Source organism: Collimonas sp. GW821-FHT02H07, from assembly GCF_059421505.1.
Window position 1 is genome coordinate 30,756 of record NZ_JBWKVC010000012.1, and the last position, 24,726, is coordinate 55,481.

The window sequence follows — 24,726 nt, forward strand, 5'->3', positions numbered from 1 at the left end:
TATCCCTCAATGCCGGCCGCGCTGGAAATACGCTACGGCGATGATGACGACGCCTTGCACTGCCGCATTCAGGTAGACGCTGATGATGCTGGTCAGGTTCAGGATGTTGCTGATCACGGACAGCAGGATCGCGCCCACCACGGTGCCGACGATGCGGCCGGAGCCGCCCTTGAGCGCGGTGCCGCCCACCACCACGGCGGCAATCGCTTCCAGTTCCCACAGCAGGCCGGTGGTCGGCGAGGCCGAGCCCAGGCGCGGCACGTACAGCACGGTGGCGATGCCGACGCATACGCCGAGCAGCATGTAGGTGCAGGTCTTGACGAAATCGACGCGGATGGCGGCGTAGCGGGCCACCTGTTCATTCGAGCCGATCGCCTGCACATGGCGGCCGAAAGCGGTGCGGTTCAGGATCAGCGCGCCGCCCAGCGCCACCGCCAGGAATACCCAGATCGGGATGGGGATGCCCAGCAGGTTGGTGTAGTAGACCGGGCTGTACAAGTCCGACAGCTGGTTGTCCAGCGTCAGTGCGCCGCCATCGGCCAGGTAGGTCAGCACCGAGCGGAAGATGCCCAAGGTCCCGAGCGTGACGATGAATGCCTCGATCTTGCCCTTGGTGATCAGCAAGCCGTGCAGCAGGCCGAAGGCCAGGCCAAGCAGCAGCGCCATCGCGATGCCGGTCACGACGATGGCCAGCGGCCCGAGGGCGCCTGCGCCCATCAGCATGTTCATGAAATAAATCATGCTGCCGGCGATCAGCGCAGCCATGGAGCCGACGGACAGGTCGATGCCGCCCGAAATGATGACAAACGTCATGCCGACCGCGATGATGCCGATGAAAGCGGTGCGGGTCAGCACATTCATCAGGTTGTCGACGGTAGCGAAATCGCCGTTGAGCAAGGTGCCGGCGATGCACAGGCCGGCCAGTCCGAGCACCGGGCCCAATCCCTCCAGATGATTGAGGTACTGGAAAAACCGGGCGGATGCGCGGGAATCAACGGGTGCCGGTAGCATGGGAAATCAACTCCTCTTCGGTCAGCTGGTCGCTGGCCAGCGTGGTTTGCACAACGCCCGCGCGCATGACGGCGACGCGATGGCACAGGCCGATCAGTTCGATCAGTTCGGATGAAACGACGATCACCGCCCGGCCTTCGGCGGCCAGGCGCTGGATCAGGAAATAGATGTCGCGCTTGGCGCCGACGTCGACGCCGCGGGTCGGTTCGTCCAGGATGACGACGCGCGGGTCGGCATGCAGGTATTTGGCCAGCGCCAGTTTTTGCTGGTTGCCGCCGGACAGCATGCGCGCCTTCATTTGCTCGTTCGCTTGCGGATTGCCGGTGCGGATGTTGAAGTCCTCGATGGCGCGCGCGAGCGCCTGTTTTTCTGCTTGCAGGTCGAGCAGGGGATGGCTGTAGCGCTCCAGCGTCATCAGTGTCAGGTTTTCGCGCAGGCCGAGATCCACATGCAGGCCTTTGCCCTTGCGGTCTTCGCTCAGGTAAGTCAGACCGTGCTGCATGGCTTGCCGCGGGCTGCGCAGGTCCAGCTGCTTGCCGCCGATGGCGATACGGCCGCCGCTGCGCGGACGCAGGCCGATCAGCGCTTCCATGGCTTCGGTGCGGCCGGCGCCGACCAGTCCGGCAAAGCCCAGGATTTCACCGGCGCGCACTTCAAAACCGAGGTCCGGGATCCAGCCCGGCACCGCCAGGTTTTCCACCTTGAGCAACACCGGCGCATCTGCCGCCGGCATCAGCTTGGGCGGGAACATGTCCGACACGTCGCGCCCCACCATCAGGTTCGCCATCTGGTGACGGTCGAGGCTGGCGGTCGGTTCGCGGGTGATGAAGCGGCCGTCGCGCATGACGATGACCTCATCCGTATGGCTCTCGATTTCATCCAGCTTGTGCGAGATGTAAATGATGGTGACGCCTTGCTGCTTGAGCCGCGCCATCAGGGCAAACAGCCTTTGCGTCTCGCTCGATGTCAGGGTTGCGCTGGGCTCGTCCATGATCAGCAGGCGCGCCTTGCGCGACAAAGCCTTGGCAATTTCCACCAGCTGTTTTTCGGCGACGATCAGGGCGCTGACCTTGGTGTCAGGGCTCAAATCCAGCCCCACCTGGGCCAGGCAGGCTGCGGCTTCGCTGCGCATGGCGGCGTCATCCAGCAGCCAGCCCTTGCGGCTTTTGTGTATTTCATGGCCGAGGAAAATGTTCTGGGCGATGGTCAGGTGCTCGGCCAGGTTGAATTCCTGGTGGATCAGGACAATGCCGCAAGCCTCGGCCTGGCGCGAACCGGTGAAATGACGGCTCTGGCCGTCGATCATCAGTTCGCCTTCGGTGATGCTTTCATAACCCGCCAGTATTTTCATCAAGGTCGATTTGCCGGCGCCGTTTTCGCCCAGCAAGCCGTAGACCCGGCCCAGCTCAAGGTCGAAACTGACGCCGTGCAGTACTCGCACCGCGCCAAAATCCTTGCGGATATTCTCGAAGCGGACGGCGACGCTCATGGTCAACTGCTTTCTCTCTGGACCAGCTGGTGGGGCAGCAACACGCCTTGCACCGTCGCCTCCGGGTCCGCCAGCCGCTGCAGCAACAGCTGCGCCGCGGTTTCGCCGAGGGCGCGCATGGGCTGGGCGATGGTGGTCAGTGCCGGCCAGGTCTGCGCGGCGATGGCGATATCGTCGAAACCGACCACGGCGACTTCCTCCGGCACACGTTTGTTCAGCTGGCGCAGGGCGCTCAGGGCGCCGATGGCCAGCGTGTCCGACACAGCGAAGACGGCGCTGGGCGCTTCCGGCTGCGCCATCATCTGCAGCGTGGCGTGTTTGCCGGCATCGTAGTCGAGGCTGTCGACCTGCCGCCGCCATTCGGGGCGCGCCTGCAATCCGGCCGCCTGCAAGGCGTCGAGATAACCGCGCTGGCGCTCGCGTGCATAGCGGTAGCGCTGGTCCGAATTGATCAGGCCGATCCGGGTGTGGCCGCGGGCGATCAGGTGGCGTACGGCGTCGCCGGCGGCGTGGTAATTGTCGACGCCGACATACGGCACGGCGATGCCGGGGTCGAATTCACAGCAGGCGACCCATGGCAGGGTGTCGGATTCGTTGGCCAGGGCGTGCTGCACGGTGTCCGGGTCAAGGCAGATCGCGCCATCGGCCCGGTGCGTGCGCAGCAGGTCGAAATAGGCGCTTTCACGCCCGGCTTCGGCGCCGGTGTCGCACAGCATGACGAAATAGCCGTGTTCACGCGCCACGCTGTCGATGCCGCGCACGATCTCCGAATAAAACGGGTTGCCGACGTCCGGCACCATGGTCAGCAGCAGGCGGCTGGCGGCGGTGCGCAAGTTGCGCGCCAGGTGATTCATGCGGTAACCCAGCGCAGTCACGGAGGCCATGACCTTGTCGCGGGTCCCGGGCCGGACGCCATCCATGTCGTTCATGACGCGTGACACGGTAGCCACCGATACGCCGGCATGCAGGGCGACAGCGGAGATCGAGGCGGACGTGGTTTTAGGCGGCATGGGAGGAATTCGTTTGCTGTGGCTAATTTAAATGTAATCGATTACATTTGCTTTATACCTGTCCGTTGTGTGGTTGGCAAGATGAATCCATGCTGTTGTGCAGCATCCAAATCGGACTGGGCCGGACTTGGAAAAGGCAAGGAGGGGGAGGGCCGAAGCGCAGGAAAGGAAGCAGGAGAAGCAAAACCGGGGTCTCACCGTGGTCAAGCAAAACCAACGAAAAAGGATATGTCTATGAGCAGCATTGCAAGCCGCAGCACTGTCGCAACGCCATTCGAACAGCACCCGCAGACCTGGCGCGCCGTCATTTCATCGTCCATCGGCAACGCGCTGGAATGGTTCGATGTCTTGCTGTACAGCGCCATGGCGGTCACCATCGCCAAACTGTTTTTCCCGACAGCGAACCAGACCGTTTCGCTGCTGATTACCTTTGCCACCTTCGGCGTCTCGTTTTTCATGCGGCCGCTGGGCGCGGTGGTGATCGGCGCCTATTCTGACCGGGTCGGCCGCAAGGCTGCCTTGACGCTGTCGATCCTGCTGATGATGATCGGCACCTTGCTGATCGCCATCATGCCGACCTATGCCCAGATCGGCTTGTGGGCGCCGGCGGGCATAGTCGTGGCGCGCTTGCTGCAAGGTTTTTCCGCCGGCGGCGAATTCGGCAGCTCGACCGCTTTCCTGGTGGAGCACGCGCCGCACCGGCGCGGCTTCTTTTCCAGCTGGCAGGTCGCCAGCCAGGGGCTGAGCATCGTGCTGGCGGCGCTGGCCGGGGCGCTGCTGTCGTCGCAGCTCTCCGTCGAGCAGCTGGAATCCTGGGGCTGGCGCCTGCCGTTTTTCTTTGGCTTGCTGATCGGGCCGGCCGGCTATTACATCCGCAAGAACCTGGAAGAATCGCCTGAATTCGCCCAGGCCGACGCTACCCGCACGCCGCTGCGCGACATCATGACCAGCCAGAAGATGCGGCTGCTGATCGGTTCCGGCAGCGTCATCATGGCGACCGTGTCGGTCTACCTGGTGGTCTACATGCCGACCTATGCGGTCAAGCAGCTGGGCATGACGTCGACCGCTTCCTTCAGCGCCACCATCCTGGCCGGCCTGATCATGCTGCTGTTCGCGCCGGTGGTCGGCCAGCTCTCCGATGCCTATGGGCGCACCCCGTTCATGCTGGTCAGCAGCGTGCTGTTCGTGCTGTTGACTTATCCTTTGTTCTCCTGGCTGTCGTTCAATCCGAGCTTCGTCAACCTGCTGCTGGTGCAAGGCGTGATCGGCCTGCTGATGACCATGTATTTCGCTTCGATGCCGGCGCTGCTGTCGGATATTTTTCCGGTGCAGACGCGGGGCACCGGCATGTCCCTGAGCTACAACATCGCGGTGATGATTTTCGGCGGCTTCGCCGGCATGACCATCACCTGGCTGATCGCCGTGACGGAGAACAAGCTGGCGGTGACCTTCTATGTCATCGGCGGCGCCTTATTGAGCGTGATCGCCACGCTTGCAGCGCGTTACAAGTTGCGCCTGCGCTAACGCTCTGCGCAGCCCGTCCGGGAAATGCATGGCAGCCGACGCCAGCGCTGCTTGCCTGTCATGCAAAAAATATTCGATAAAAAAAATAAACGAAAAATTGTTTCTATTTTGGAGATTCGTGCCTACAATGGCAGAAAGCGGTACAAAAACAAACTACGCCCAAAACCAATTACAACGGAGATTGAATATGATCAATGTGGCAGTATTCGGCGCCGGCCGCATCGGCAAGATCCATGCCGGCAACCTGGTGCTGCAACCGGGCGCGAATCTGAAATATGTCAGCGACATCAATACGCAAGCTGCTCAGGAACTGGCTCGGCAACATGGTGCGCAGGTGGCGGATATCGACAGCGTGCTGGCCGATCCGAGCATCGGTGCGGTGCTGATCGCCTCCAGCACCGACACCCACGCAGACCTGATCATGCGCGCGGCGGCGGCAGGCAAGGCGATCTTTTGCGAGAAGCCGGTTGACCTGACGCTGGAGCGCGCCAAGGCATGCGCGCGCGCGGTGGCGGATGCCGGAGTGACTTGCATGATCGGTTTCCAGCGCCGTTTCGATCCTACCTTCGATGCACTGAAGACGCGTCTGGCAGCCGGCGAAATCGGCGATCCGGAAATGCTGATCGTCACCAGCCGCGATCCTGGCGCGCCGCCAGTCTCCTACATCAAAAGTTCGGGCGGCATTTTCAAGGACATGCTGATCCACGATTTCGATATTTTCCGCTGGATACTGGAAGACGAAGCCGTCAGCATCTCCGCCACCGGCAGTTGCCTGACCGACCCGGCGATTGCCGAAGCCGGCGATATCGATTGCGCCGCCGTCACCATCCGCAGCCGCCGCGGCCGTTTGTGCCAGATCAACACCAGCCGCCGCGCCGCCTATGGCTACGACCAGCGCTTTGAAGTGCTCGGGAGCAAAGGCATGCTGCAGGCCGGCAACCACAAGCCGACCGAGGTAGTTGCTTCCGGCACCCATCACGTCAGCCAGGACAAGCCGGAGCATTTCTTCCTGGAGCGCTATCGCGCAGCCTATGCCCGCGAGATTGCCCATTTCTTTGATGCGGTGGTCAACAAGGTGGCGGTGCGCACCACCATCGAAGACGGGGTCAAGGCGCTGGAGCTGGCGGAAGCGGCGACCTTGTCCTGGCGTGAAAACCGTACCATCGAGCTGAGCAAATGACTGCGCCAATACTGAAGGTCGGCATCGTCGGTCTGGGCAGGCTAGGGCGCCGCCATGCGGAAAATCTCATGTCGCGCGTTGCCGGAGCAACTCTGGTCGCGGCCTGCAGTCCGCTGCAAAGCGAGCTGGAGTGGGCGCGCGACACCTTGCAAGTGCCGCATCTGTATGAAGACTACGCAGCGTTGCTGGCGCATGACGGCCTGGATGCGGTATTCCTGGTAACGCCGACATCCCTGCATCCGCAGCAGATCATCCAGGCCCTGCAGGCCGGCAAGCACGTGTTTTGCGAAAAGCCGCTGTCGCTCAACCTGGAGGATTGCCGCCGTGTTGAAGCTGAAGCGGCGCGGCATCCGCAATTGCAGGTCATGATCGGCTTTGTGCGGCGCTTCGACGCCAGCTACCAGGACGCTTACAGGAAGATCCAGCAAGGCGCCATCGGTTCGCCCTTCATGGTGTATTCGCAGACCTGCGATCAATACGATCCAGATGGCTTTTTCGTCAAGTTCGCAGCGACCAGCGGCGGCATATTCCTCGACTGCAGCGTCCACGATATCGACCTGGCGCGCTGGCTGCTGGGCAATCCGCAGCCGGTCCGGGTCTACGCCAGCGGCGCCCGCGCCATCCACCAGGATCTGCAGCAGTTCCAGGATGTCGACAACGGCGTCGCCATCTGCGAGTTCGACAACGGCAAACTGGCTACTTTCTATGCGTCGCGCACCATGGCGCACGGACATGACACCATGACCGAAATCACCGGTACGGCAGGGCGTTTGACCGTAGGCGGCAATCCGCGCAGGAACCGTCTGGAAATAGCCGATGCGCATGGCGTTCGCAATGAGTGCCTGCCCAGCTTCTTTGAGCGCTTTGAAGATGCTTTCCTGACCGAGATCACCAGCTTCGTGGAGGCGATACGGCAGCGGCGCAAGCTCGATCTGACATTGGCCGACGCCACCGAGGCGACCCGGATCGGCATTGCCTTGCGCGAATCGCTGCTGTCAAAGCAGCCGGTGCTGTTGTGATGTTGTGACTGCCGCTGCCGGCAATGCCGGCAGCGGTATCCGCTCAGGCGCGATGGTTGATGGTTATCTGATGGGGCAGCTGAAACCAGGAGGAGAAGGCGGGATCGCTGCCATCATCTTGTCATTTATTCATCGTAACCTTCGATTGCACCAGTTTCCTCCACATTAAGCTCCAGCCTGTAAGCCAGGGCAATGAACAGGGCCTGGCACAGGCACATGGCGTTGGTCAGCGAGCGAAACGCAAATGCGCTGCCTTCTTTCACCGTCAGCAATACCGACGCATGCCGGGCCAGCGGACTCAGCTGGCTGTCGGTAATCACCAGCGACTTGGCCTGGTGATGGTGGGCCAGCCGGACGCAGGCCTGGGTTTCCTTGCCATAGGGCGTGAAGCTGATGGCAATCACGACGTCGTTCTTGCCGATGCTGCGGATCTGTTCGCGGATCATGCCGCCCAGTCCGGACAGCAGGTGTACGCGCTTGTTGGTGTGCTGCAAGGCGTACACGATGTAGCTGGCGATCGGGAATGAGCGCCGCACTCCGATCACATAGATGTTTTCCGCCTTCTGCAGCAGCTTGACGGCGGCATCGAACTGCGTGTCGTCCATGCCATTGAGAAGCTCGTCCAGTCCGCTGCGGCTGGCGGCGATGAATTCGCGCGCCATCGAGCCGCTGGTGAGCGGCGTCGGCTTGGCGTCGATCAGCTTGCGTATGCGCTGCTGGTAATTTTGCGAAGGAATCGCTTGCGCCGTATAGGCATCGCGGAAAACCGCCTGCATCTCGCTGAAGCCGCTGAAGCCGAACTGCTTGGCAAAGCGTACGATGGCAGAGGGCTGTACCTGGCAATGCTCGGCAATGTCGCTTATCCGTTCCAGCATCAGGCTGCTGCGATGCTGCTCCACGTAGGTGGCGATGATCTTCAGCTGGCGCGAAAGCGTCGCGTATTGTTCTGCGATCTGCAACATCAGCTGGTCGACAGTCGGGGTGTCCGCCATGGCTTGCTTTCTGTATATGTATTGTGTGGCAATTATAAAGTTATTTCATGTGGCGAAGCCAAAACATGAAAATAAAATTCTAAATTAAATTTAATTGAAAAAAATGTTGCATATTGAATCCGCATGTTCTATTGTTTATTGCCGACGTCAAAGATCGGCCTGGATCAACCTAGATTCATCGTAGATAAAACAACAATGGAGATAACTATGCAACGACTCGGATGCAAGGGCCTGTCCAAGGTCTTGATGGTGGCGGCGCTGGCGATGGGCTTTGGCGCGATGAGCAGCGGTTATGCAGCAAATGAGAAGTTTGTCCTGATCGGCCATGCGCCGGACTCGGATTCCTGGTGGAACACCATCAAGAACGCCATCAAGCAGGCCGGCGAGGATTTCAACGTTACGGTTGACTACCGCAATCCGCCGAACGGCGACCTGGCCGACATGTCGCGCCTGATCGAGCAGGCGGCAGCCCGCCATTACGACGGCGTGATCGCCAGCATCGCCGATTTCAGCGTGCTGAAAAAGGCCATGGAAAACGTCACGGCGAAGAAAATCCCGCTGGTCACCATCAATTCCGGCACCCAGAAACAAAGTGAAGAGCTGGGCGCCATCATGCATGTCGGCCAGCCGGAATACGATGCGGGCCATGGCGCCGGAGAAAAAGCCAAGGCGGCAGGCATCAAGTCCTTCCTGTGCGTCAATCATTACGCCACCAACCCGTCTTCCTTCGAACGCTGCCGTGGCTTTGCCGACGCCATCGGCGTCGACTACAAGAAAGCCACGCTGGATGCCGGCCAGGATCCGACCGGCATCGAAAGCAAGGTCAGCGCTTATCTGCGCAACAACCCTGGCACCCAGGCGGTGCTGGCGCTGGGACCTGATTCCGCCTCGCCAAGCTTGCGCGCGCTGCAAAAAATGGGTCTGAAAGGCAAGATGTGGTTCGCCACCTTCGACCTCTCCGAAGAAATCTCCAAGGGCATCAAGGATGGCTCGGTGCAGTTCGCCATCGACCAGCAACCCTACCTGCAAGGCTATATCCCGGTCGCGGTGCTGGCCATCATGACGCAAGACAAGATCACCGATGTCGCCGCCATCCAGGCCAAGCTGAAAGCCAATCCGAAATTCCAGGCGCGCCTGGCTGAATACGGCCTGGCGCCGATCTACGGTCCGCGCCACATCAGTTCCGGCCCGGGTTACATCACCAAGGACAATCTGGATAAAGTATTGAAATACGCGGGTCAATATCGCTAATTACTGAGAGTTACCACGGGTAGGGTGGGCAGCCGTGCCCACGCAGTGTCGCACAGGCGTCTGTCTCGGATCGTCATGTCACTCCATGCCTGCGTGGGCACACGTGCCCACCCTACCCAAAACAAGCAGGAGAGAGTCATGAATTCAAGCAGTACGCACGCCGACAGCAGTAGCCCGGCGCAGCAGAACATCGCCCCGCAAGACGAGCGGGTCCGCAAGGAAGGCTCTTTGAAGCGTTTTCTCGGCCGCCCTGAGTTTGCCTCGCTGGCCGGCGCCATCCTGGTGTTCATCGTGTTCGGTTTTGCCGCCGGCGATTCCGGCATGTTCAACCTCGACGGCGTGGTCAACTGGATGCAGGTGGCGGCCTACCTCGGCCTGATCTCGATCGGCGCCTGCGTGCTGATGATCGCCGGCGAGTTCGACCTGTCGATCGGCTCGATGATCGGCTTTGCCGGCATGATGGTGGCGATTCCCACCGTGTATTTCCACTGGCCGTTCTGGCTGGCCGTCATGTTCGCCTTTGCCGGTTCGATGGCGCTGGGCTGGCTGAACGGCTACCTGGTGGTCAAGACCCGGCTGCCGTCTTTCATCGTGACGCTGGCCTTCATGTTCATTCTGCGGGGCCTGACGCTGGCGCTGTCGATCATGTTTGCCAACCGCACCATCGTCAGCGGCGTCGGCGACCTGGCGGCGCAGGACTGGCTGGGCGGCTGGCTGTTCACCGGCAACCTCGGCAGCGGCCTGTTTCACTGGATGGCCACGCAAGGTTGGATCGCGACGGCCGCCAATGGCCAGCCGCTGGTAGGCGGCATTCCCAAGGTGATCGTCTGGTGGCTGGTGCTGGCGCTGGGGGCAAGCTTCGTGCTGGCGCGCACCCGTTTCGGCAACTGGATCTTCGCTGTCGGCGGCGACGCCAATGCCGCCAAGAATGTCGGCGTGCCGGTCAAACGCGTCAAGACCTCCTTGTTCGTCTTTACCGCCTTCTGCGCCTGCCTGTTTGCGGTGCTGCAGGTGGCCGACGTCGGCTCCGCCGCGGCTGACCGCGGCCTGCAAAAGGAATTCGAAGCCATCATCGCCGCAGTCATCGGCGGCGCCTTGCTGACCGGCGGCTACGGTTCGGTGATCGGCGCCTGCTTCGGCGCACTGATCTTCGGCGTGGTGCAGATCGGCATTACCTACACCAATCTCAATTCCGACTGGTTCCGCGTCTTCCTCGGCGTCATGCTGCTGGTGGCCGTGCTGTTCAATAATTATGTCCGTCGCCGCGTGACGGAAGCGAGGTAATCATGGATGACACTATTCTGGCGCTGGAAAATGTCAGCAAGTATTTCGGTTCGGTGATCGCTTTGCAGAACGTCACCTTGCGCCTGCGGAAAGGCGAGGTGCATTGCCTGCTGGGCGACAACGGCGCCGGCAAGTCGACCCTGATCAAGACCCTGGCGGGCGTGCACAAGCCGTCCGAGGGCCAGTATCTGGTCGACGGCCAGCCGGTTTCCTTCAATTCGCCGAAAGAGGCGCTGGATGTCGGCGTCGCCACGGTCTACCAGGACCTGGCGCTGGTGCCCCTGCTGTCGGTGGCGCGCAATTTCTTCATGGGCCGCGAGCCGACCAAGAAAGTGTTCGGCATCACCGTCATGGACATCAACTATGCGGCGGAGACGGCGCGCGCCAAGCTGGCAGAAATGGGCATCATGGTGCGCGATCCGCATCACGCCATCGGCACCATGTCCGGCGGCGAAAAGCAATGCCTGGCGATCGCCCGCGCCATCCACTTCGGCGCCCGCGTGCTGATTCTCGATGAGCCGACCGCGGCGCTGGGGGTCAAGCAGTCCTTCAATGTGCTGAAGCTGATCCACAAGGCGCGCGAGCGCGGCATTTCGGTGATTTTCATCACCCACAATGTGCATCACGCCTATCCGATTGGCGATTCCTTCACCTTGCTGAACCGCGGCAAATCGATGGGGACCTTCACCAAGGATAATGTCAGCAAGGATGAAGTGCTGGACATGATGGCCGGCGGCGCAGAAATGCAGACGCTGATGAATCAGTTAGAAGGCATCCAGGTTTAAAGGAATACCACATGCAACATACCAACAACAAACTTGCCGCAGACCGCAAGCTCGACGTCATCTGCATCGGCCGCCTGGCGGTCGACCTGTATGCGCAGCAGATCGGCGCGCCGCTGGCCGACGTCGCCAGCTTTGCCAAGTACCTGGGCGGCTCGTCCGCCAACATCGCTTTCGGCTGCGCCCGGCTGGGCTTGAAATCGGCGATGCTGGCGCGGGTCGGCAATGAGCACAACGGGCAGTTCCTGACCGCGGCGCTGGCGGCGGAAGGTTGCGATGTCAGTCATGTCACGGTCGATCCGGAACGGCTGACGGCGCTGGTGATGCTGGGCTTGAAGGACAAGGACACTTTCCCCTTGATTTTCTATCGCGACAACTGCGCCGACATGGCGCTGGCGGAAGAGGACATCGACGAGGCGTTTATCGCTTCCAGCAAGGCCTTGCTGATTACCGGCACCCATTTTTCCACCGGGCAGGTGCATCGCAGCGCCAGCCTGGCCCTGGATTACGCCCGCCGCCATAACGTCCGCACGGTGCTGGATATCGATTACCGCCCGGTGCTGTGGGGGCTGACGCAAAAGGGCGACGGCGAAACCCGTTTCATTGCGAACGACGGCGTCACCGCCCATTTGCAGGGCATCTTGCCGAAATTCGACCTGGTGGTCGGTACCGAAGAGGAGTTCATGATCGCCGGCGGCGGCCAGGACATCATCGCCTCGCTGCGGGCGGTGCGGGCGGTCAGCCAGGCGACGCTGGTGGTCAAGCGCGGGCCGCTTGGCTGCGCTGTGATCCATGGCGCGATCCCGGCGTCGCTGGACCAGGCTTTCAATTACAAAGGCGTGCAAGTCGAGGTGCTGAATGTGCTGGGCGCCGGCGATGCTTTCCTCTCCGGCTTTTTGAAAGGCTGGCTGAATAACGAAGATGACGAAAGCTGCTGCCGCTATGCCAACGCTTGCGGCGCGCTGGTGGTGTCGCGCCATGCCTGTGCGCCGGCGATGCCGACGCCGGTCGAGTTGGCCTATTTCCTGGAACACGCCGAGCGCATGCAGCGGCCGGACCAGGATGCGCATCTGCAGCGCTTGCACCGGGTCACCGTGCCGCGCAAGGCCTGGAGCGAGGTCAACGTGTTCGCCTTCGATCATCGCAATCAGTTCTTCGAGCTGGCGCGCGAATTTGGCGGCGGCGCCAGCGAAGCGCGTCTGCCGCAGCTGAAGCAGTTATTGGTGCAAGCGGTGGCCGCTACCGAACAAGCGCTGAGCCTGCAGGGGAAAATCGGCATCCTGGCGGACGACCGTTATGGCCAGGACGCCTTGAATGCCGCCAGCGGGCGCGGCTGGTGGGTCGGCCATGCGGTCGAGCTGCCGCTTTCCAATCCGCTCGAATTCGATTACGGCAGGTCGATCGGTTCGCATCTGCTGAGCTGGCCGAAAGAACATGTGGTGAAGTGCCTGGTGCAGTTCCATCCGGACGACGCGGTTGAAAAGCGTCTGGAACAGGAGGCGCAAATCCGCGCCCTGTACAACGCGGTGCAGGTCAGCGGGCATGAACTGTTACTGGAAATCATCCCGCCCAAGGATTTGCCGAAAGCGGATGACACGGTGCTGCGCGCCATCAAGCGCTTGTATAACCTGGGCATTTATCCGGAGTGGTGGAAGCTGGAATCGATGTCGGAAGGGCAATGGGATGCGATCGACGGCCTGATCGCCGAGCGCGATCCGTATTGCCGCGGCGTGGTGCTGCTGGGGCTGGCGGCGCCGGTCGAGGAACTGGCTGCCGGTTTCCGCGCGTCGCGCCACAGCAAGACTTGCCGCGGCTTCATGGTCGGCCGGACGATTTTCCATGAGCCGTCTAAACTCTGGCTGCAGGGACAGATCGATGACGCCACCCTGATTCAGCAGGTGCGGACCACATTCGAGCGGCTGATCGGCGTCTGGCGCGACAGCCGCGGCAAAGGCGGCAACGACAATCAACAGGAGCGGGCGGCATGAGTACTTCCGGCAAAACCATCCGCCTGACCATGGCGCAAGCGCTGGTGCGTTACCTGGCGGCCCTGCGCGTCGATACCGCCGATGGCGAAGCGGCGCTGTTCGGCGGCGTCTTCTCGATTTTCGGCCATGGCAATGTGGCGGGTCTGGGCGAAGCCTTGTATCGGTATCGGGAACAGTTGCCGACCTACCGGGCGCATAACGAACAAGCGATGGCGCACGCCGCCATCGCCTACGCCAAGGCAAATATGCGGCGCCGCATGATGGCGGTCACCAGCTCGATCGGGCCGGGCGCCACCAACCTGCTGACCGCGGCGGCGCTGGCGCACGTCAACCGTTTGCCGGTGCTGCTGCTGCCGGGCGATATCTTTGTCTCGCGGCGGCCCGATCCGGTGCTGCAGCAGGTGGAGAATTTCCAGGATGGCGGCATTTCCGCCAACGATGCCTTCAAGCCGCTGTCGCGCTATTTCGACCGCATCTATTATCCGGAGCAGTTGCTGAGCGCATTGCCGCGCGCGATCCAGGTGCTCACCGATGCCGCCCAGTGTGGGCCGGTGACATTGGCTCTGCCGCAGGATGTCCAGGCCATGGCTTACGATTATCCGGTGGAATTCTTTGCGCCGCAGACTGTCAAGTTTCGTGCCCAGCCACCGGCGGCAGACGAGCTGCAGGCTGCGCTGGCGCTGTTGAAGAACGCCCGCCAGCCGCTGATCGTCGCCGGCGGCGGCGTGCTGTACGGCGAAGCAACGGAAGCGTTGCGCAGCTTTGCGGAAAAACATGCGGTGCCAGTGGCGGAAACCCAGGCCGGCAAGGGCGCTCTGGCCTGGCGCCATCCCTTGCAGCTGGGCGCGCTTGGCGTGACCGGCTCGCCGGCGGCCAATCTGCTGGCCGGCAAGGCCGATGTGGTGATCGCAATAGGCACGCGGCTGCAGGATTTCACCACCGGCTCGCACTCGCTGTTCGGCCAGGCGAAACTGCTCAGCATCAATGTCAATGCGGTGGACGCCATCAAGTGGCAAGGCACGCCGATGCTGTCGGATGCCCGCCTGGGTCTGGCGGCCTTGTCGCAAGGTTTGCAGGACTGGCGCGCCAGCACCGCCTGGCATGCGCTGGCGCTGGAACAGGCCAACAACTGGCGCAGCACGGTCGACTGGATCACCAGCCAGCGCGAAGTCAGCGCGCCTGCGCTGCCGTATGACGGCGAGGTGATCGGCGCGGTGCAGCGTTCCAGCATCGACTCTACCGTGCATGACATCGTGGTGTGCGCTGCCGGCACCTTGCCGGCCGAACTGCACAAGCTGTGGCGCACTTCGACGCCGGGCGGCTATCACGTCGAGTACGGCTATTCCTGCATGGGTTATGAAATCGCCGGCGGCCTCGGCGTCAAGCTGGCGCAGCCGGACCGCGATGTGATCGTGATGGTGGGCGACGGCAGCTACCTGATGATGAATTCGGAAATCGCCACTTCGGTCATGCTGGACCGCAAGCTGATCATCGTGGTGCTGGACAACCGCGGCTACGGCTGCATCAACCGGCTGCAGCAAGCCTGCGGCGGCGCGCCGTTCAACAATATGCTGGAAGATTGCCTGCAAGGCCCGCTCGGTGCGCCGGCCATCGATTTCGCCGCGCACGCCCGTTCGCTCGGGGCGCTGGCTGAAAACGTCAAGACCATCGCCCAGCTGGAGGCCGCCATGCAAAGGGCGCGCGCCGCCGACCGCACCTACCTGGTGTGCATCGATACCGATCCCACGCGTACCACCGAAGAAGGCGGCTGCTGGTGGGAAGTGGCGGTGCCGGAAGTGTCGCAGCGCCAGCAGGTGCAAGCGGCGCGGGCGGAGTACGAGCAGGCCCGGCAGCGGCAAAAAGTGTAGCAGTAAAAGTGTAGCGATCAGCGAAAGAAGACGATGACAAAACCATTTAACGTAAAGATCGGCATCAACCCGATTTCCTGGATGAACGACGATTTGCCTTCGCTGGGCGGCGAGACGCCGCTGGAAACCGCCTTGTCCGAGGGCGCGCAGATCGGCTATCGCGGCTTCGAACTGGGCAACAAGTTTCCCAAGGAGCCGGCGGCATTGGCCGCGGTGCTGGGGAAATATAATCTGGACTGCATTTCAGGCTGGTATTCCGGCCGCCTGGCGACCGGCACGGTGCAAGATGAAATCGCCGCGGTCGGGCCGCATCTGCGGCTGCTGGCGGAAAACGGTTCCAAGGTGATGGTGTATGGCGAGGTCGCCAACGCCATCCAGGGGCGGCCGGACCCGCTGTACAAGCGCCCGCGCTTCCTCAGTGAGTCGGAGTGGCAGCAATATGCCGACAAGCTGACGGCGTTCGCGCGCTTTACCCTGTCGCACGGGGTGCGCCTGTCCTACCACCACCACATGGGCGCCTACGTCGAGACGCCTGCCGACGTCGATCGTTTGATGGCGCTGACCGGTCCTGAGGTCGGCTTGCTGTTCGACAGCGGCCACATCACCTTTGCCGGCGGCGACCCGCTGGCAGTCTTGGAAAAACATATAGATCGCGTGTCGCATGTGCATTGCAAGGATGTGCGGCCGGCAGTGGTGAAGATGGCGCGCAACGGCAACTGGAGCTTTTTGCAAGCCGTGATCAACGGCGCCTTCACGGTGCCGGGCGATGGCGCCATCGATTTCGACGGCCTGTTGCGCGTGCTGCATCGGCATGATTATCAAGGCTGGCTGGTGGTGGAGGCAGAGCAGGATCCGGCGGTAGCGCCAAGCTATCAATACGCCGACATGGGCTATCGCCATCTGGCCGCGCTGGTGCGCGAGATCGAAACCGGCGCCGGACGGCGGCAGGAGGCCGCATGAGACTGCTGGTCAAGGGGCAAGCGCAAGGGCGGGAAATCGTCAGCGTCACGCCGCAATCGGCGAACTGGAAATTCGTCGGCTTCGCTGCCTACCGGCTGGCGCCGGAAGAGCGTATCCGTTTTGACACCGCCGAGCGCGAAATCTGTATCGTGGTGCTGCGTGGCGTCGTCAGCGTGCAGGCAGCCGGCCACACCTGGAAGGAGATCGGCGAGCGCGACAGCGTGTTCGATCAGGTTTCCCCTTATTCGGTGTACGTGCCGCACCATCACGCGGTCACTATCGCGGCCCATAAGGATGCCGAAATCGCTGTCTGCAGCGCGCCGGGACACAGCGGCCTGGACGCGCGCCTGATCGAGCCGGCCATGGCGACGCGTTCAGTGCGTGGACGCGGCAGCAACACGCGCTATGTCTGCGATATCCTGCCGCAAACCGCGGCGGCCGATCATTTGCTGGTGGTGGAAGTGGTGACGCCGGCAGGACATTCCTCCAGCTATCCGCCGCACAAGCACGATACCGACAACCTGCCGCAGGAAAGCTTCCTCGAAGAGACTTACTACCATCGCCTCAATCCGTCGCAAGGATTCGCCTTCCAGCGGGTCTATACCGATGACCGTTCGCTGGACGAAGCGATGGCGGTCGAGAATCACGATGTGGTCATGGTGCCGCGCGGTTACCATCCGGTGGTGGCGCCGCACGGCTACGACAGCTATTACCTGAACGTGATGGCCGGCCCCAAGCGTGAATGGCATTTCAAAAACGACCCGGCGCATGAATGGATGTTGAGCAAATGAAGAGCGGAGCGGGGCCGGCGGGAGAGCTTGCCATAATTTGACTCCGACCCCAATTATTTTATTGCTGTCGTCAAATAAATTTGCAAACTTTGATTGACCAAAGCTATCAAGTTGCCTTATGATTCTGTCTTCGCGATTGCAGCAAGTCTTACGGGGCTTCGCAGTTAAGCCCACGTGGCGGAATTGGTAGACGCGCATGGTTCAGGTCCATGTGCCGCAAGGTGTGGGGGTTCGAGTCCCTCCGTGGGCACCAGGTAACTGGTGTGAGAAGTGTAGAGAAACCGCATAAACAGTCATGTTTATGCGGTTTTTTTGTTTTCCGGGCACTGGATTCCGGGTACAGGATGCCGCCGGCCGAAGCTGGCGGACATGGCCTCTACCGCCGGGTCAGATCCGGGCCGGCGCCGCCGGGCAGCCGCGCCAGTTGGATCCTGGCGGGATGGCTTCGCCCTTCATGACCAGGGTCAGCGCCCCCAGCTTGGCGTTGTCGCCCACGGTGGCGCCGTACAGTACAAAGCTGCGCGGGCCCATGTAGACGCGGCTGCCGATGTCGACGTGGTCGATTTTCATGACCCGGTCTTCGAACAGGTGGGTCTGCGGGCAGGCCTGGGCATTGAGCTCGCTGTAGTCGCCGATGCTGACGCAATCGAATTCAGTAATGTCGGTGGTGTTCATGTACACGCCGCGGCCGATGCGGCAGCCCAGCAGGTTGAACGCCAGCGGCAGCCATGGCGTGCCGCGCAGATAGTTCATGAAATTGGGAATCGCAATCCCTTCATACAGATTGGTCACGCCTTCCGACAGCCAGACGAACGGCGTCCACATCGGCACGCTGCGTTTCTTGTAGCGTCCCAGCAGCAGCCACTTGAGGGCGGCGATGAAGATGAACGTGCCGATGCCGTACAGCAGCCCGGCGCTGGTCAGCAATGAAATGACTTCGCCCCACTGGCCGGCGCCGGCCAGCGGCATCAGGTTCAGCACCACGGTATAGCCGACCGCGATCACGATGGCATGCGGCGAAACAATGCGGAAACCCTCGACCAGCGCGCGTCCCAGGCGCCGCCGGCGCGACGGCCGGAAAGTCAGGTGCTCGGGGAAGCCGCTGGTTTCCTCGCGCGCCGGCAGATTGATCGGCGGAGAACCGAGCCAGGTGTCCCCCGGCTGCATGCGGTTGTTGTCCGGCACCCGCGAGTGCACCCCGATCAGGACGTTTTCCGGCAGGATGGTGCCATCCGGCACGTAGGCGCCGTTGCCGACGAAGCTGCGGCGCGAGATCACGGTGGGCTTCATGGTGATCCAGCCGCCGTCGATCTGTTCGTCGCCCAGCAAGACGGCGTCGGCGATGAACGTATCGTCGCCCAGCGTCAGCATGTCAGGCACCACGCCGAGCGCGGTCGAGATTTCGGCATGGCGGCCGATTTTCGCGCCCAGCAGGCGGTACCAGAGCGGCGCGTACACGGTCGCATACACGCCGTGCAATACGCTCAGGCTGGATTCCTGGATCTGGTTGACCAGCCATTTGCTGCAATACACATTGCTGCGCACCGGCCAGCTGCCGGCGCGCATGCGCGGCAGCAGGGTCCAGCGGATGCCGGCCGAGAGCAGGGCGGTGCAGACGATCAGGATGGCGGTCGCCGGGAACGCCAGCACAAAGTATTTGGCCAGCTGGAAGGCGACATTGTTGCTTTGCAGCCAGGGGAACATCTCGGTATCGTCCAGCCAGTCGATCAGGATGAAGCTGGGGAATACCGGCATGAAGAACAGGGTAGTGATCAGCAGGGCGCCGAACAGGAAGAAGGCCGACTCGCCCATCTGGCGCAGGCGCGTGACCGGCGGCCGCGGCTGTTTGCTGTCCGGATCGAAGGCGCCGGCATCGCGCGCCGGCGAGCCGGTCCAGATGCGCCTGGCGGGTACCGACTGGCCTTCGCTCAGGGCGGTCTGGCCTTCCAGGTGGCCGAAAGCGCCGACCCGGGTATCGCCTTCCAGCACCACATAGGAACCGATGCAGCTTTCCCGTTCCAGGGTGATGCTGCCGAGCAGCAGCTCGCCGTGTTCGACCCGGGCGTTTTCAAAATTGACAGCATTGCCGACGCTGACGCCGTCCTCGATCACCAGCAGGTCATGGGCGCGCAAGGTCATGGAACCGATGATGACTTCCGAACCAATCTTCGCGCCCAGTGCGCGCAGCCACCAGCTGTATAGCGTCGAGCCGCTCAGCAGGTAGGCCGGCGCGGCTTCGATCAGGCGGTCCGCCAGCCACCAGCGGTAGTAGGTCATGCCCCAGAGCGGATAGCGGCCGGGTTTCAGGCGGCCGGCGATCAGCCATTTGGCGGCGATCGCAATGCCGAATTCGAACAAGGTCGCCAGCAGGAACACCAGCACCGACACCGCAATCGCGCGCGCGATCGAATCGCCCGGATCGCCGGTGAAGAAGTGATAGGTAAAGAATGGCGCCAGCCATTGCATCATGCGCATCGCCACCAGCCAGGGCACGGCGGCGGCTTGCGCCGCGCCACAGACCCAGCGCTTGAAATCGGAGGGCGCGGCCCAGCTGGTGTCGACGCCGATGCCGGCCAGCGGCGGCTCCGCCAGTACCTGGGCGATGCGGCCGATGGTGCGGTTCATGTAGATGTCGCGCACCGTCACATGGGCGAAGGCCGGATCGGCGCGCAGGGCGGAGGCGAGCTTGGCCGCGAACAGCGAGTGGCCGCCAAGATCGTTGAAAAAATCGGCGCTGCGCAGGATGGGCTGGCCGGGGAAGAGCTTGTTCAATGCTGCGAACAGGGCGATTTCGGCCGGCGTTTCGGGAACGTCGGCGTCGCCGCCCGCTGCCAGAGGGGCGGCCAGCGGCCTTGCCTTGAGCGCCTTGCGGTCGATCTTGCCGGAGGTCAGGCGCGGCATTTCCGTCATCGCTTCAAAGAAGCCCGGCACCATATAGGGCGGCAGGCGCGCGCCGAGGGCCGCGCGCAAGGCGGCAGGCGCCACGTCAGCGCCGCTTTCCGGCACGATGAATGCGATCAGCTGGTCGATGCCGTCTTCCTGGCGCAGCACCACGGCGACGGTGCCGACGCCCGGCTGGCGCGCCAGCACTTCTTCGATTTCACCCAGTTCGACGCGGAAGCCGCGGATCTTGACCTGATCGTCGGTGCGCCCCAGGCACTGGACGCGGCCGTCGGCTTCGATCCGCGCCAGGTCGCCGGTACGGTACAGGCGGCGGTCATGCTCGCTGGCGGACCATGGATTGGCCAGGAATTTCTCGGCGCTCAGCTCCGGGCGGCCGAGATAGCCTTCGGCGACGCCGGGGCCGGTAATGCACAGCTCGCCGACTTCGCCGCGCGGCAGCAAGGTCAGGCCGTGCTCGACGGCCGGGTTGATCACCAGCAGGCCGTAGTTGGGCAAAGGCCGGCCGATGGTGACCGGCTCGCCTGCGCGCAATTCCGCCAGGCTGGCCGATACCGTGGCTTCGGTCGGGCCGTAGGTGTTGAATATATGACGGCCTGCCTCCGGCCTGGCCCAGCGGCTGACCAGCGATTCCGGGCACATTTCGCCGCCCAGGTTGATGATGCGCAAGCTCGGCACGTCCTGGTTGAACAAGGCCAGCAGCGTCGGCACCGCGTGCAGCACGGTGACGCCGTTGGCCGCCAGCGCCAGCGGCAAGGCTTCCGGATCGGAAGCGATCTCCTTCGGCGCGATCCACAGCGTTGCGCCCACCAGATAACTGATCCAGATTTCTTCGAACGACATGTCGAAGGCGACTGAAAATCCCTGATAGACGCGATCGCGATCGCTCACGCCCAGCACCGAATTCTCGCTGCGCAGGAAATGGCAGATGGCGCCCTGGGTGATGGCGATGCCCTTCGGCTTGCCGGTCGAGCCGGAGGTATAGATCACATAGGCCGGATCGCTGCGTTGAACTCCCTGGCGGCGCAGCAGCGGCGTGGCCGATGGCGCCAGCAGCTGCTCCGCGGTCCATACCTTGCATGCAAGATTGGCCAGGCGCGGCGCGAATTGCGCGCAGCTGACGATGCCCGGCGAATTGGCGTCTTCCAGGCAAACGGCGATGCGTTCGACCGGCGTATCGGCGTCCAGCGGCAGCCAGGCGGCGCCGGCCTTGGCGATGCCGGCCTGCATGACCAGCAGATCGATGCCGCGCGGCAGCCAGAGTCCGACGATCTGGCCGGGAACCACCCCGGCGCTGATCAGGCCGGATGCAACCTGGTCGGCGCGCTGGTTAAGTTCTTGATAAGACAGCTGGCGCTCGCCGAATATCAGGGCAGCCTGGTGCGGCAGGCGCGCGGCGGTGGCCTCCAGCAAATCGGCCAGTACTTCATTGCGTATCAGTTCGGCTTGTGCGGCCCCGTGCAGGATGTCGGGGTGAGTAGAAAAACTGCTGGCGGCCACACTATCGACGAGCAAAGACTGGGTCATGGAGGAATCTGGATGAAAGATGGCAAACCATTGATGTTAGCACGGAGCATATAGGTAACGTTCAGTCAATTTTGTGCTGGTGCAAAGGTTGTTGCGAGCCGTTTTATTTTAGCGACGCTTTACCGTGTTTACAGTTGGCCATAAGACGCATTTCATGCTGCCTCACGATCAACTTGCTAATCGGAAACTATTGGCCGTATGATGGGGTATTCATACCAAGATAAGCAAGTAGTTTCTTTTTTTGCATGGTCTCTCATTCGGCTCAAGCTTTCTAACGGTTTAACTGTTACAGCGAGGTCTTGCAATGCAGCGATTGAAGAAATTTTTGACGTTGGATAGCGGCATGCGCTGGATCAAGGTGACCCTGCCTTTCCTGGCGATTGTCGCCCTGATGGTGGGGCTACTGGCGTTCAGCATGAATGTCCTGTCTTCGGTACGGGCTTTTGTCGGTGGCGAGAGCCTTTGGTCGAAAGCGCAGAAGGAGGCGGTATTCCACCTGAACCAGTACGCGGTGACCCAGGCCGACGCCGACTATCAGAAAGTCTTGAAGGCGCTGGCTGTGCCGATGGGCGATCAGCGCGCGCGCAATGAACTGGACAAGCCCAGGCCGGACATGCAGGTAGTGCGCCAGGGTTTTCTCGATGGCGGCAATCATCCCGACGATATCGACGGCATCGTCAGCCTGTATCGTCACTTCAAGAATTTCAGCCTGCTGAGCGAACCGCTGGCCAACTGGAAGACCGGCGACGGCCTGATCAAGCAACTCAATCTCGAAGCCCAGAGCCTGCACGCCGCTATCGCGGCCGGCAATCCCGATCCGGTGGCGATGAACGCCAGCATCGCCCGCATCCGTGATATCGACGCCCGCCTGACGCCGCTGGAACTGCGCTTTTCCGCCAGCCTGGGCGAATCATCGCGCCGGGTGCAGAGCCTGCTGCTGTATGCAACACTGGCGATCGCCATCGGACTGATGATTTTCGGCAGCTGGATTTCGCGCTTTATCCTGATCAAGAGCGACCAGTTCAAGGAGGCGCTGAAGGTCAGCGAAGAGCGGCTGCAGCTGGCCATGCTGGGCAGCAACGACGGCTTGTGGGACTGGGATATCCAGGCTGACAACATCTACTATTCGCCGCGCCTGAAGGAGTTGCTGGGCTATACGCTGGAAGACGACGAGCCGACGCCGCTGCAATTCCTGAACTGCATCTATCCTTCGGACCTGGATGCGGTGCGCGCCAAGCTGACTTCGCATCTGTACGACAATTCGCCGTGCGACATCGAGTTTCGCGTGGTGACCAAGTCCGGCGAATTGCGCTGGGTCCGTTCCTGTGCGCAGTCGACCAGCAATTCCGCCGGCAAGCCGGTGCGCATGGCTGGTTCGTTTACCGACATTACCGCCCGCAAGCGCGCCGAAGAGCAGTTGTACGCAGCCAAGGAGCGGGCCCAGGTCACGCTGGAATCGATAGGCGACGCGGTGATCACGCTCAGCACCGACGGCCTGGTCGAATACCTGAACCCGACCGCTGAAATACTCACCAGGTGGACTTTAGCGTCGGCGCGCGGCCTGCCGCTGGAAAACATCCTGAACGTGGTGGGCGAAGCCTCCGGCAACCGGGTGCCGGACCTGATCCACCAGATCCTCGACAACAGCATGCCGGTCGAAAACGCCTCCAACCTGCTGCTGGTGTGCGACGACGGCAGCGAAGTCGCGGTCAACCTGTCGGCCGAACCGATCCGCAACCTGAGCGGCGAGACCATCGGCACCGTGCTGGTGCTGCATGACGTCAGCAAGGACCGCGAATATGCGGCGCAGCTGTCTTATCAGGCCAGTCATGACGAACTGACCGGCCTCATCAATCGCCGCGAGTTCGAGCGCCGCCTGACGGTGGCGATGATCACCTCGCGCGACCAGCAGCGCCAGCATGCCGTGCTGTACCTCGACCTGGACCAGTTCAAGGTGGTCAACGATACCTGCGGCCATGCCGCCGGCGACGAGCTGATCCGCCAGGTCAGCGTCTTGCTGAAGCAGCGCTTGCGCGATACCGACACCATCGCGCGCCTGGGCGGCGACGAGTTCGGCGTCTTGCTGGAGAACTGCCCGGTCGAACATTCCCTGCGGATTGCCGAAGGCTTGCGGCAGACCGTCGCCGATTTCCAGTTTGTCTGGTCCAACAAGCCGTTCAGCATCGGCGTCAGCATCGGCCTGATCAACCTGGCCGGTGAAATGCATACGCTAGGGCAGATCATGAGCGCGGTCGACGCCGCCTGCTACCTGGCCAAGGAAAAGGGCCGCAACCGGGTGCACGAGTACCGCCTGGACGATAGCGAGCTGTCGATACGGCATGGCGAGATGGAATGGATCACGCGCATCAACGAAGCCCTCACGCACGAGAGATTCTGCCTGTTCTCGCAAGAAATCGTGGCCCTGGGCCAGAAATCCAGCGACGGCGTGCATTTCGAGATCCTGTTGCGGATGCTGGACAAGGATGACAACCTGGTGCTGCCGATGGTCTTCATTCCTGCCGCCGAGCGCTACAACCTGATGCCGGCCATCGACCGCTGGGTAGTCGCCACCGTCTTCGCGACGCTGGCGAAGATGACAAAACAGGGGCAGGGGCTGGATATACAGACCTGCGCCATCAACCTGTCCGGCACCAGCATAGGCGACAACAATTTCCTGCATTTCGTGCAGGAGCAGCATGTGAAATTCGGGATTGCGCCGGAAATCATCTGCTTTGAAATTACCGAGACCAGCGCCATCGCCAATTTCGCCAAGGCTGCCCACTTCATCCAGGAACTGAGAAGCGTCGGCTATCGTTTTGCGCTGGACGATTTCGGCGCCGGCATGTCTTCGTTCGCTTACCTGAAAAACCTGCCGGTCGACTTCATCAAGATCGACGGCGGCTTTGTGAAAGACATGCTGAACAGCCCGACCGACTATGCGATGGTCGAGGCGATCAACAAGATCGGCCATTTGATGGGCAAGCAGACCATTGCGGAATTTGCCGTCAATGAGCGGATCATCGCCACGCTCACTGAGATCGGCGTCGATTTTGCCCAGGGCTACGGCATCGGCCGGCCGCAGGCCTTCGGCATAGACACCGACAGGAATCTGTTGAAAGCCGGCTAGCCATTGGCAATGAAAACGTAAG

Annotated in this window: 16 protein-coding genes and 1 tRNA gene; 12 read left to right on the forward strand and 5 right to left on the reverse strand. The window is 62.0% G+C overall.

The window, feature by feature from the left end; genetic code table 11:
• Positions 1 to 6 precede the first annotated feature (6 nt).
• The 3 genes from AC07V8_RS18190 to AC07V8_RS18200 are packed head-to-tail and all read right to left on the reverse strand — an operon-like array spanning position 7 to position 3,510.
• Positions 7 to 1,011, reverse strand: coding sequence for an ABC transporter permease (locus tag AC07V8_RS18190; protein WP_494679742.1), 1,005 nt, complete (start codon positions 1,009 to 1,011; stop codon positions 7 to 9).
• Positions 992 to 2,500, reverse strand: a complete 1,509-nt coding sequence (locus tag AC07V8_RS18195) for a sugar ABC transporter ATP-binding protein (RefSeq protein ID WP_494679743.1) — start codon at positions 2,498 to 2,500, stop codon at positions 992 to 994. The genes AC07V8_RS18190 and AC07V8_RS18195 overlap by 20 nt, the downstream gene beginning before the upstream one ends.
• Before the next feature lie 2 nt (positions 2,501 to 2,502).
• Positions 2,503 to 3,510, reverse strand: coding sequence for a LacI family DNA-binding transcriptional regulator (locus AC07V8_RS18200; protein WP_494679744.1), 1,008 nt, complete (start codon positions 3,508 to 3,510; stop codon positions 2,503 to 2,505).
• Between the two features lie 234 nt (positions 3,511 to 3,744).
• Here AC07V8_RS18200 and AC07V8_RS18205 point away from each other — a divergent pair, with 234 nt between their 5' ends.
• From AC07V8_RS18205 to AC07V8_RS18215, 3 genes are all read left to right on the forward strand, one after another.
• A complete protein-coding gene (locus AC07V8_RS18205) occupies positions 3,745 to 5,034 on the forward strand; it encodes an MFS transporter (protein ID WP_494679745.1) in 1,290 nt (429 codons plus the stop codon).
• 187 nt (positions 5,035 to 5,221) lie between these two features.
• Positions 5,222 to 6,214, forward strand: coding sequence for an inositol 2-dehydrogenase (iolG, locus tag AC07V8_RS18210; protein ID WP_494679746.1), 993 nt, complete (start codon positions 5,222 to 5,224; stop codon positions 6,212 to 6,214).
• The gene (locus AC07V8_RS18215) at positions 6,211 to 7,233 is read left to right on the forward strand and encodes a Gfo/Idh/MocA family oxidoreductase (RefSeq protein WP_494679747.1); all 1,023 of its coding nucleotides are present in this window, start codon (positions 6,211 to 6,213) and stop codon (positions 7,231 to 7,233) included. Before iolG ends, AC07V8_RS18215 begins: the two co-directional genes overlap by 4 nt.
• A gap of 125 nt (positions 7,234 to 7,358) precedes the next feature.
• On the opposite strand, the gene AC07V8_RS18220 is transcribed toward AC07V8_RS18215, so the two are convergent.
• The gene (locus AC07V8_RS18220) at positions 7,359 to 8,225 is read right to left on the reverse strand and encodes a MurR/RpiR family transcriptional regulator (RefSeq protein ID WP_098497175.1); all 867 of its coding nucleotides are present in this window, start codon (positions 8,223 to 8,225) and stop codon (positions 7,359 to 7,361) included.
• 207 nt (positions 8,226 to 8,432) lie between these two features.
• Here AC07V8_RS18220 and AC07V8_RS18225 point away from each other — a divergent pair, with 207 nt between their 5' ends.
• From AC07V8_RS18225 to AC07V8_RS18260, 8 genes are all read left to right on the forward strand, one after another.
• Positions 8,433 to 9,476, forward strand: coding sequence for a sugar ABC transporter substrate-binding protein (locus AC07V8_RS18225; RefSeq protein WP_494679748.1), 1,044 nt, complete (start codon positions 8,433 to 8,435; stop codon positions 9,474 to 9,476).
• Between the two features lie 138 nt (positions 9,477 to 9,614).
• A complete protein-coding gene (locus tag AC07V8_RS18230) occupies positions 9,615 to 10,760 on the forward strand; it encodes an ABC transporter permease (protein ID WP_494679749.1) in 1,146 nt (381 codons plus the stop codon).
• Positions 10,761 to 10,762: 2 nt separating this feature from the next.
• Positions 10,763 to 11,545, forward strand: coding sequence for an ATP-binding cassette domain-containing protein (locus tag AC07V8_RS18235; protein ID WP_211441122.1), 783 nt, complete (start codon positions 10,763 to 10,765; stop codon positions 11,543 to 11,545).
• Positions 11,546 to 11,556: 11 nt separating this feature from the next.
• A complete protein-coding gene (locus AC07V8_RS18240) occupies positions 11,557 to 13,530 on the forward strand; it encodes a bifunctional 5-dehydro-2-deoxygluconokinase/5-dehydro-2-deoxyphosphogluconate aldolase (protein WP_494679750.1) in 1,974 nt (657 codons plus the stop codon).
• On the forward strand, positions 13,527 to 15,398 hold the full coding sequence (gene iolD / locus AC07V8_RS18245) for a 3D-(3,5/4)-trihydroxycyclohexane-1,2-dione acylhydrolase (decyclizing) (RefSeq protein WP_494679751.1): 1,872 nt from the start codon (positions 13,527 to 13,529) through the stop codon (positions 15,396 to 15,398). The genes AC07V8_RS18240 and iolD overlap by 4 nt, the downstream gene beginning before the upstream one ends.
• A gap of 33 nt (positions 15,399 to 15,431) precedes the next feature.
• The gene (gene iolE / locus AC07V8_RS18250; protein WP_494679752.1) at positions 15,432 to 16,358 is read left to right on the forward strand and encodes a myo-inosose-2 dehydratase; all 927 of its coding nucleotides are present in this window, start codon (positions 15,432 to 15,434) and stop codon (positions 16,356 to 16,358) included.
• Positions 16,355 to 17,149, forward strand: coding sequence for a 5-deoxy-glucuronate isomerase (iolB, locus tag AC07V8_RS18255; protein ID WP_494679753.1), 795 nt, complete (start codon positions 16,355 to 16,357; stop codon positions 17,147 to 17,149). The genes iolE and iolB overlap by 4 nt, the downstream gene beginning before the upstream one ends.
• 168 nt (positions 17,150 to 17,317) lie before the next feature.
• Positions 17,318 to 17,402, forward strand: a tRNA-Leu gene (locus AC07V8_RS18260).
• Positions 17,403 to 17,536: 134 nt separating this feature from the next.
• Here the strand turns inward: AC07V8_RS18260 and AC07V8_RS18265 are convergent.
• The gene (locus AC07V8_RS18265) at positions 17,537 to 21,577 is read right to left on the reverse strand and encodes a Pls/PosA family non-ribosomal peptide synthetase (protein ID WP_494679754.1); all 4,041 of its coding nucleotides are present in this window, start codon (positions 21,575 to 21,577) and stop codon (positions 17,537 to 17,539) included.
• Between the two features lie 343 nt (positions 21,578 to 21,920).
• Here AC07V8_RS18265 and AC07V8_RS18270 point away from each other — a divergent pair, with 343 nt between their 5' ends.
• Positions 21,921 to 24,704 carry an EAL domain-containing protein gene (locus tag AC07V8_RS18270; protein WP_494679755.1) on the forward strand — a complete coding sequence of 928 codons (2,784 nt, stop codon included), beginning with the start codon at positions 21,921 to 21,923 and terminating at the stop codon, positions 24,702 to 24,704.
• Positions 24,705 to 24,726: the final 22 nt, after the last annotated feature.

Coding starts and splice junctions, on each gene's coding strand:
- AC07V8_RS18190 (WP_494679742.1), bottom strand. CDS start 1,011: ATGCTACCGGCACCCGTTGATTCCCGCGCATCCGCCCGGTTTTTCCAG.
- AC07V8_RS18195 (WP_494679743.1), bottom strand. CDS start 2,500: ATGAGCGTCGCCGTCCGCTTCGAGAATATCCGCAAGGATTTTGGCGCG.
- AC07V8_RS18200 (WP_494679744.1), bottom strand. CDS start 3,510: ATGCCGCCTAAAACCACGTCCGCCTCGATCTCCGCTGTCGCCCTGCAT.
- AC07V8_RS18205 (WP_494679745.1), top strand. CDS start 3,745: ATGAGCAGCATTGCAAGCCGCAGCACTGTCGCAACGCCATTCGAACAG.
- iolG (WP_494679746.1), top strand. CDS start 5,222: ATGATCAATGTGGCAGTATTCGGCGCCGGCCGCATCGGCAAGATCCAT.
- AC07V8_RS18215 (WP_494679747.1), top strand. CDS start 6,211: ATGACTGCGCCAATACTGAAGGTCGGCATCGTCGGTCTGGGCAGGCTA.
- AC07V8_RS18220 (WP_098497175.1), bottom strand. CDS start 8,225: ATGGCGGACACCCCGACTGTCGACCAGCTGATGTTGCAGATCGCAGAA.
- AC07V8_RS18225 (WP_494679748.1), top strand. CDS start 8,433: ATGCAACGACTCGGATGCAAGGGCCTGTCCAAGGTCTTGATGGTGGCG.
- AC07V8_RS18230 (WP_494679749.1), top strand. CDS start 9,615: ATGAATTCAAGCAGTACGCACGCCGACAGCAGTAGCCCGGCGCAGCAG.
- AC07V8_RS18235 (WP_211441122.1), top strand. CDS start 10,763: ATGGATGACACTATTCTGGCGCTGGAAAATGTCAGCAAGTATTTCGGT.
- AC07V8_RS18240 (WP_494679750.1), top strand. CDS start 11,557: ATGCAACATACCAACAACAAACTTGCCGCAGACCGCAAGCTCGACGTC.
- iolD (WP_494679751.1), top strand. CDS start 13,527: ATGAGTACTTCCGGCAAAACCATCCGCCTGACCATGGCGCAAGCGCTG.
- iolE (WP_494679752.1), top strand. CDS start 15,432: ATGACAAAACCATTTAACGTAAAGATCGGCATCAACCCGATTTCCTGG.
- iolB (WP_494679753.1), top strand. CDS start 16,355: ATGAGACTGCTGGTCAAGGGGCAAGCGCAAGGGCGGGAAATCGTCAGC.
- AC07V8_RS18265 (WP_494679754.1), bottom strand. CDS start 21,577: ATGACCCAGTCTTTGCTCGTCGATAGTGTGGCCGCCAGCAGTTTTTCT.
- AC07V8_RS18270 (WP_494679755.1), top strand. CDS start 21,921: ATGCGCTGGATCAAGGTGACCCTGCCTTTCCTGGCGATTGTCGCCCTG.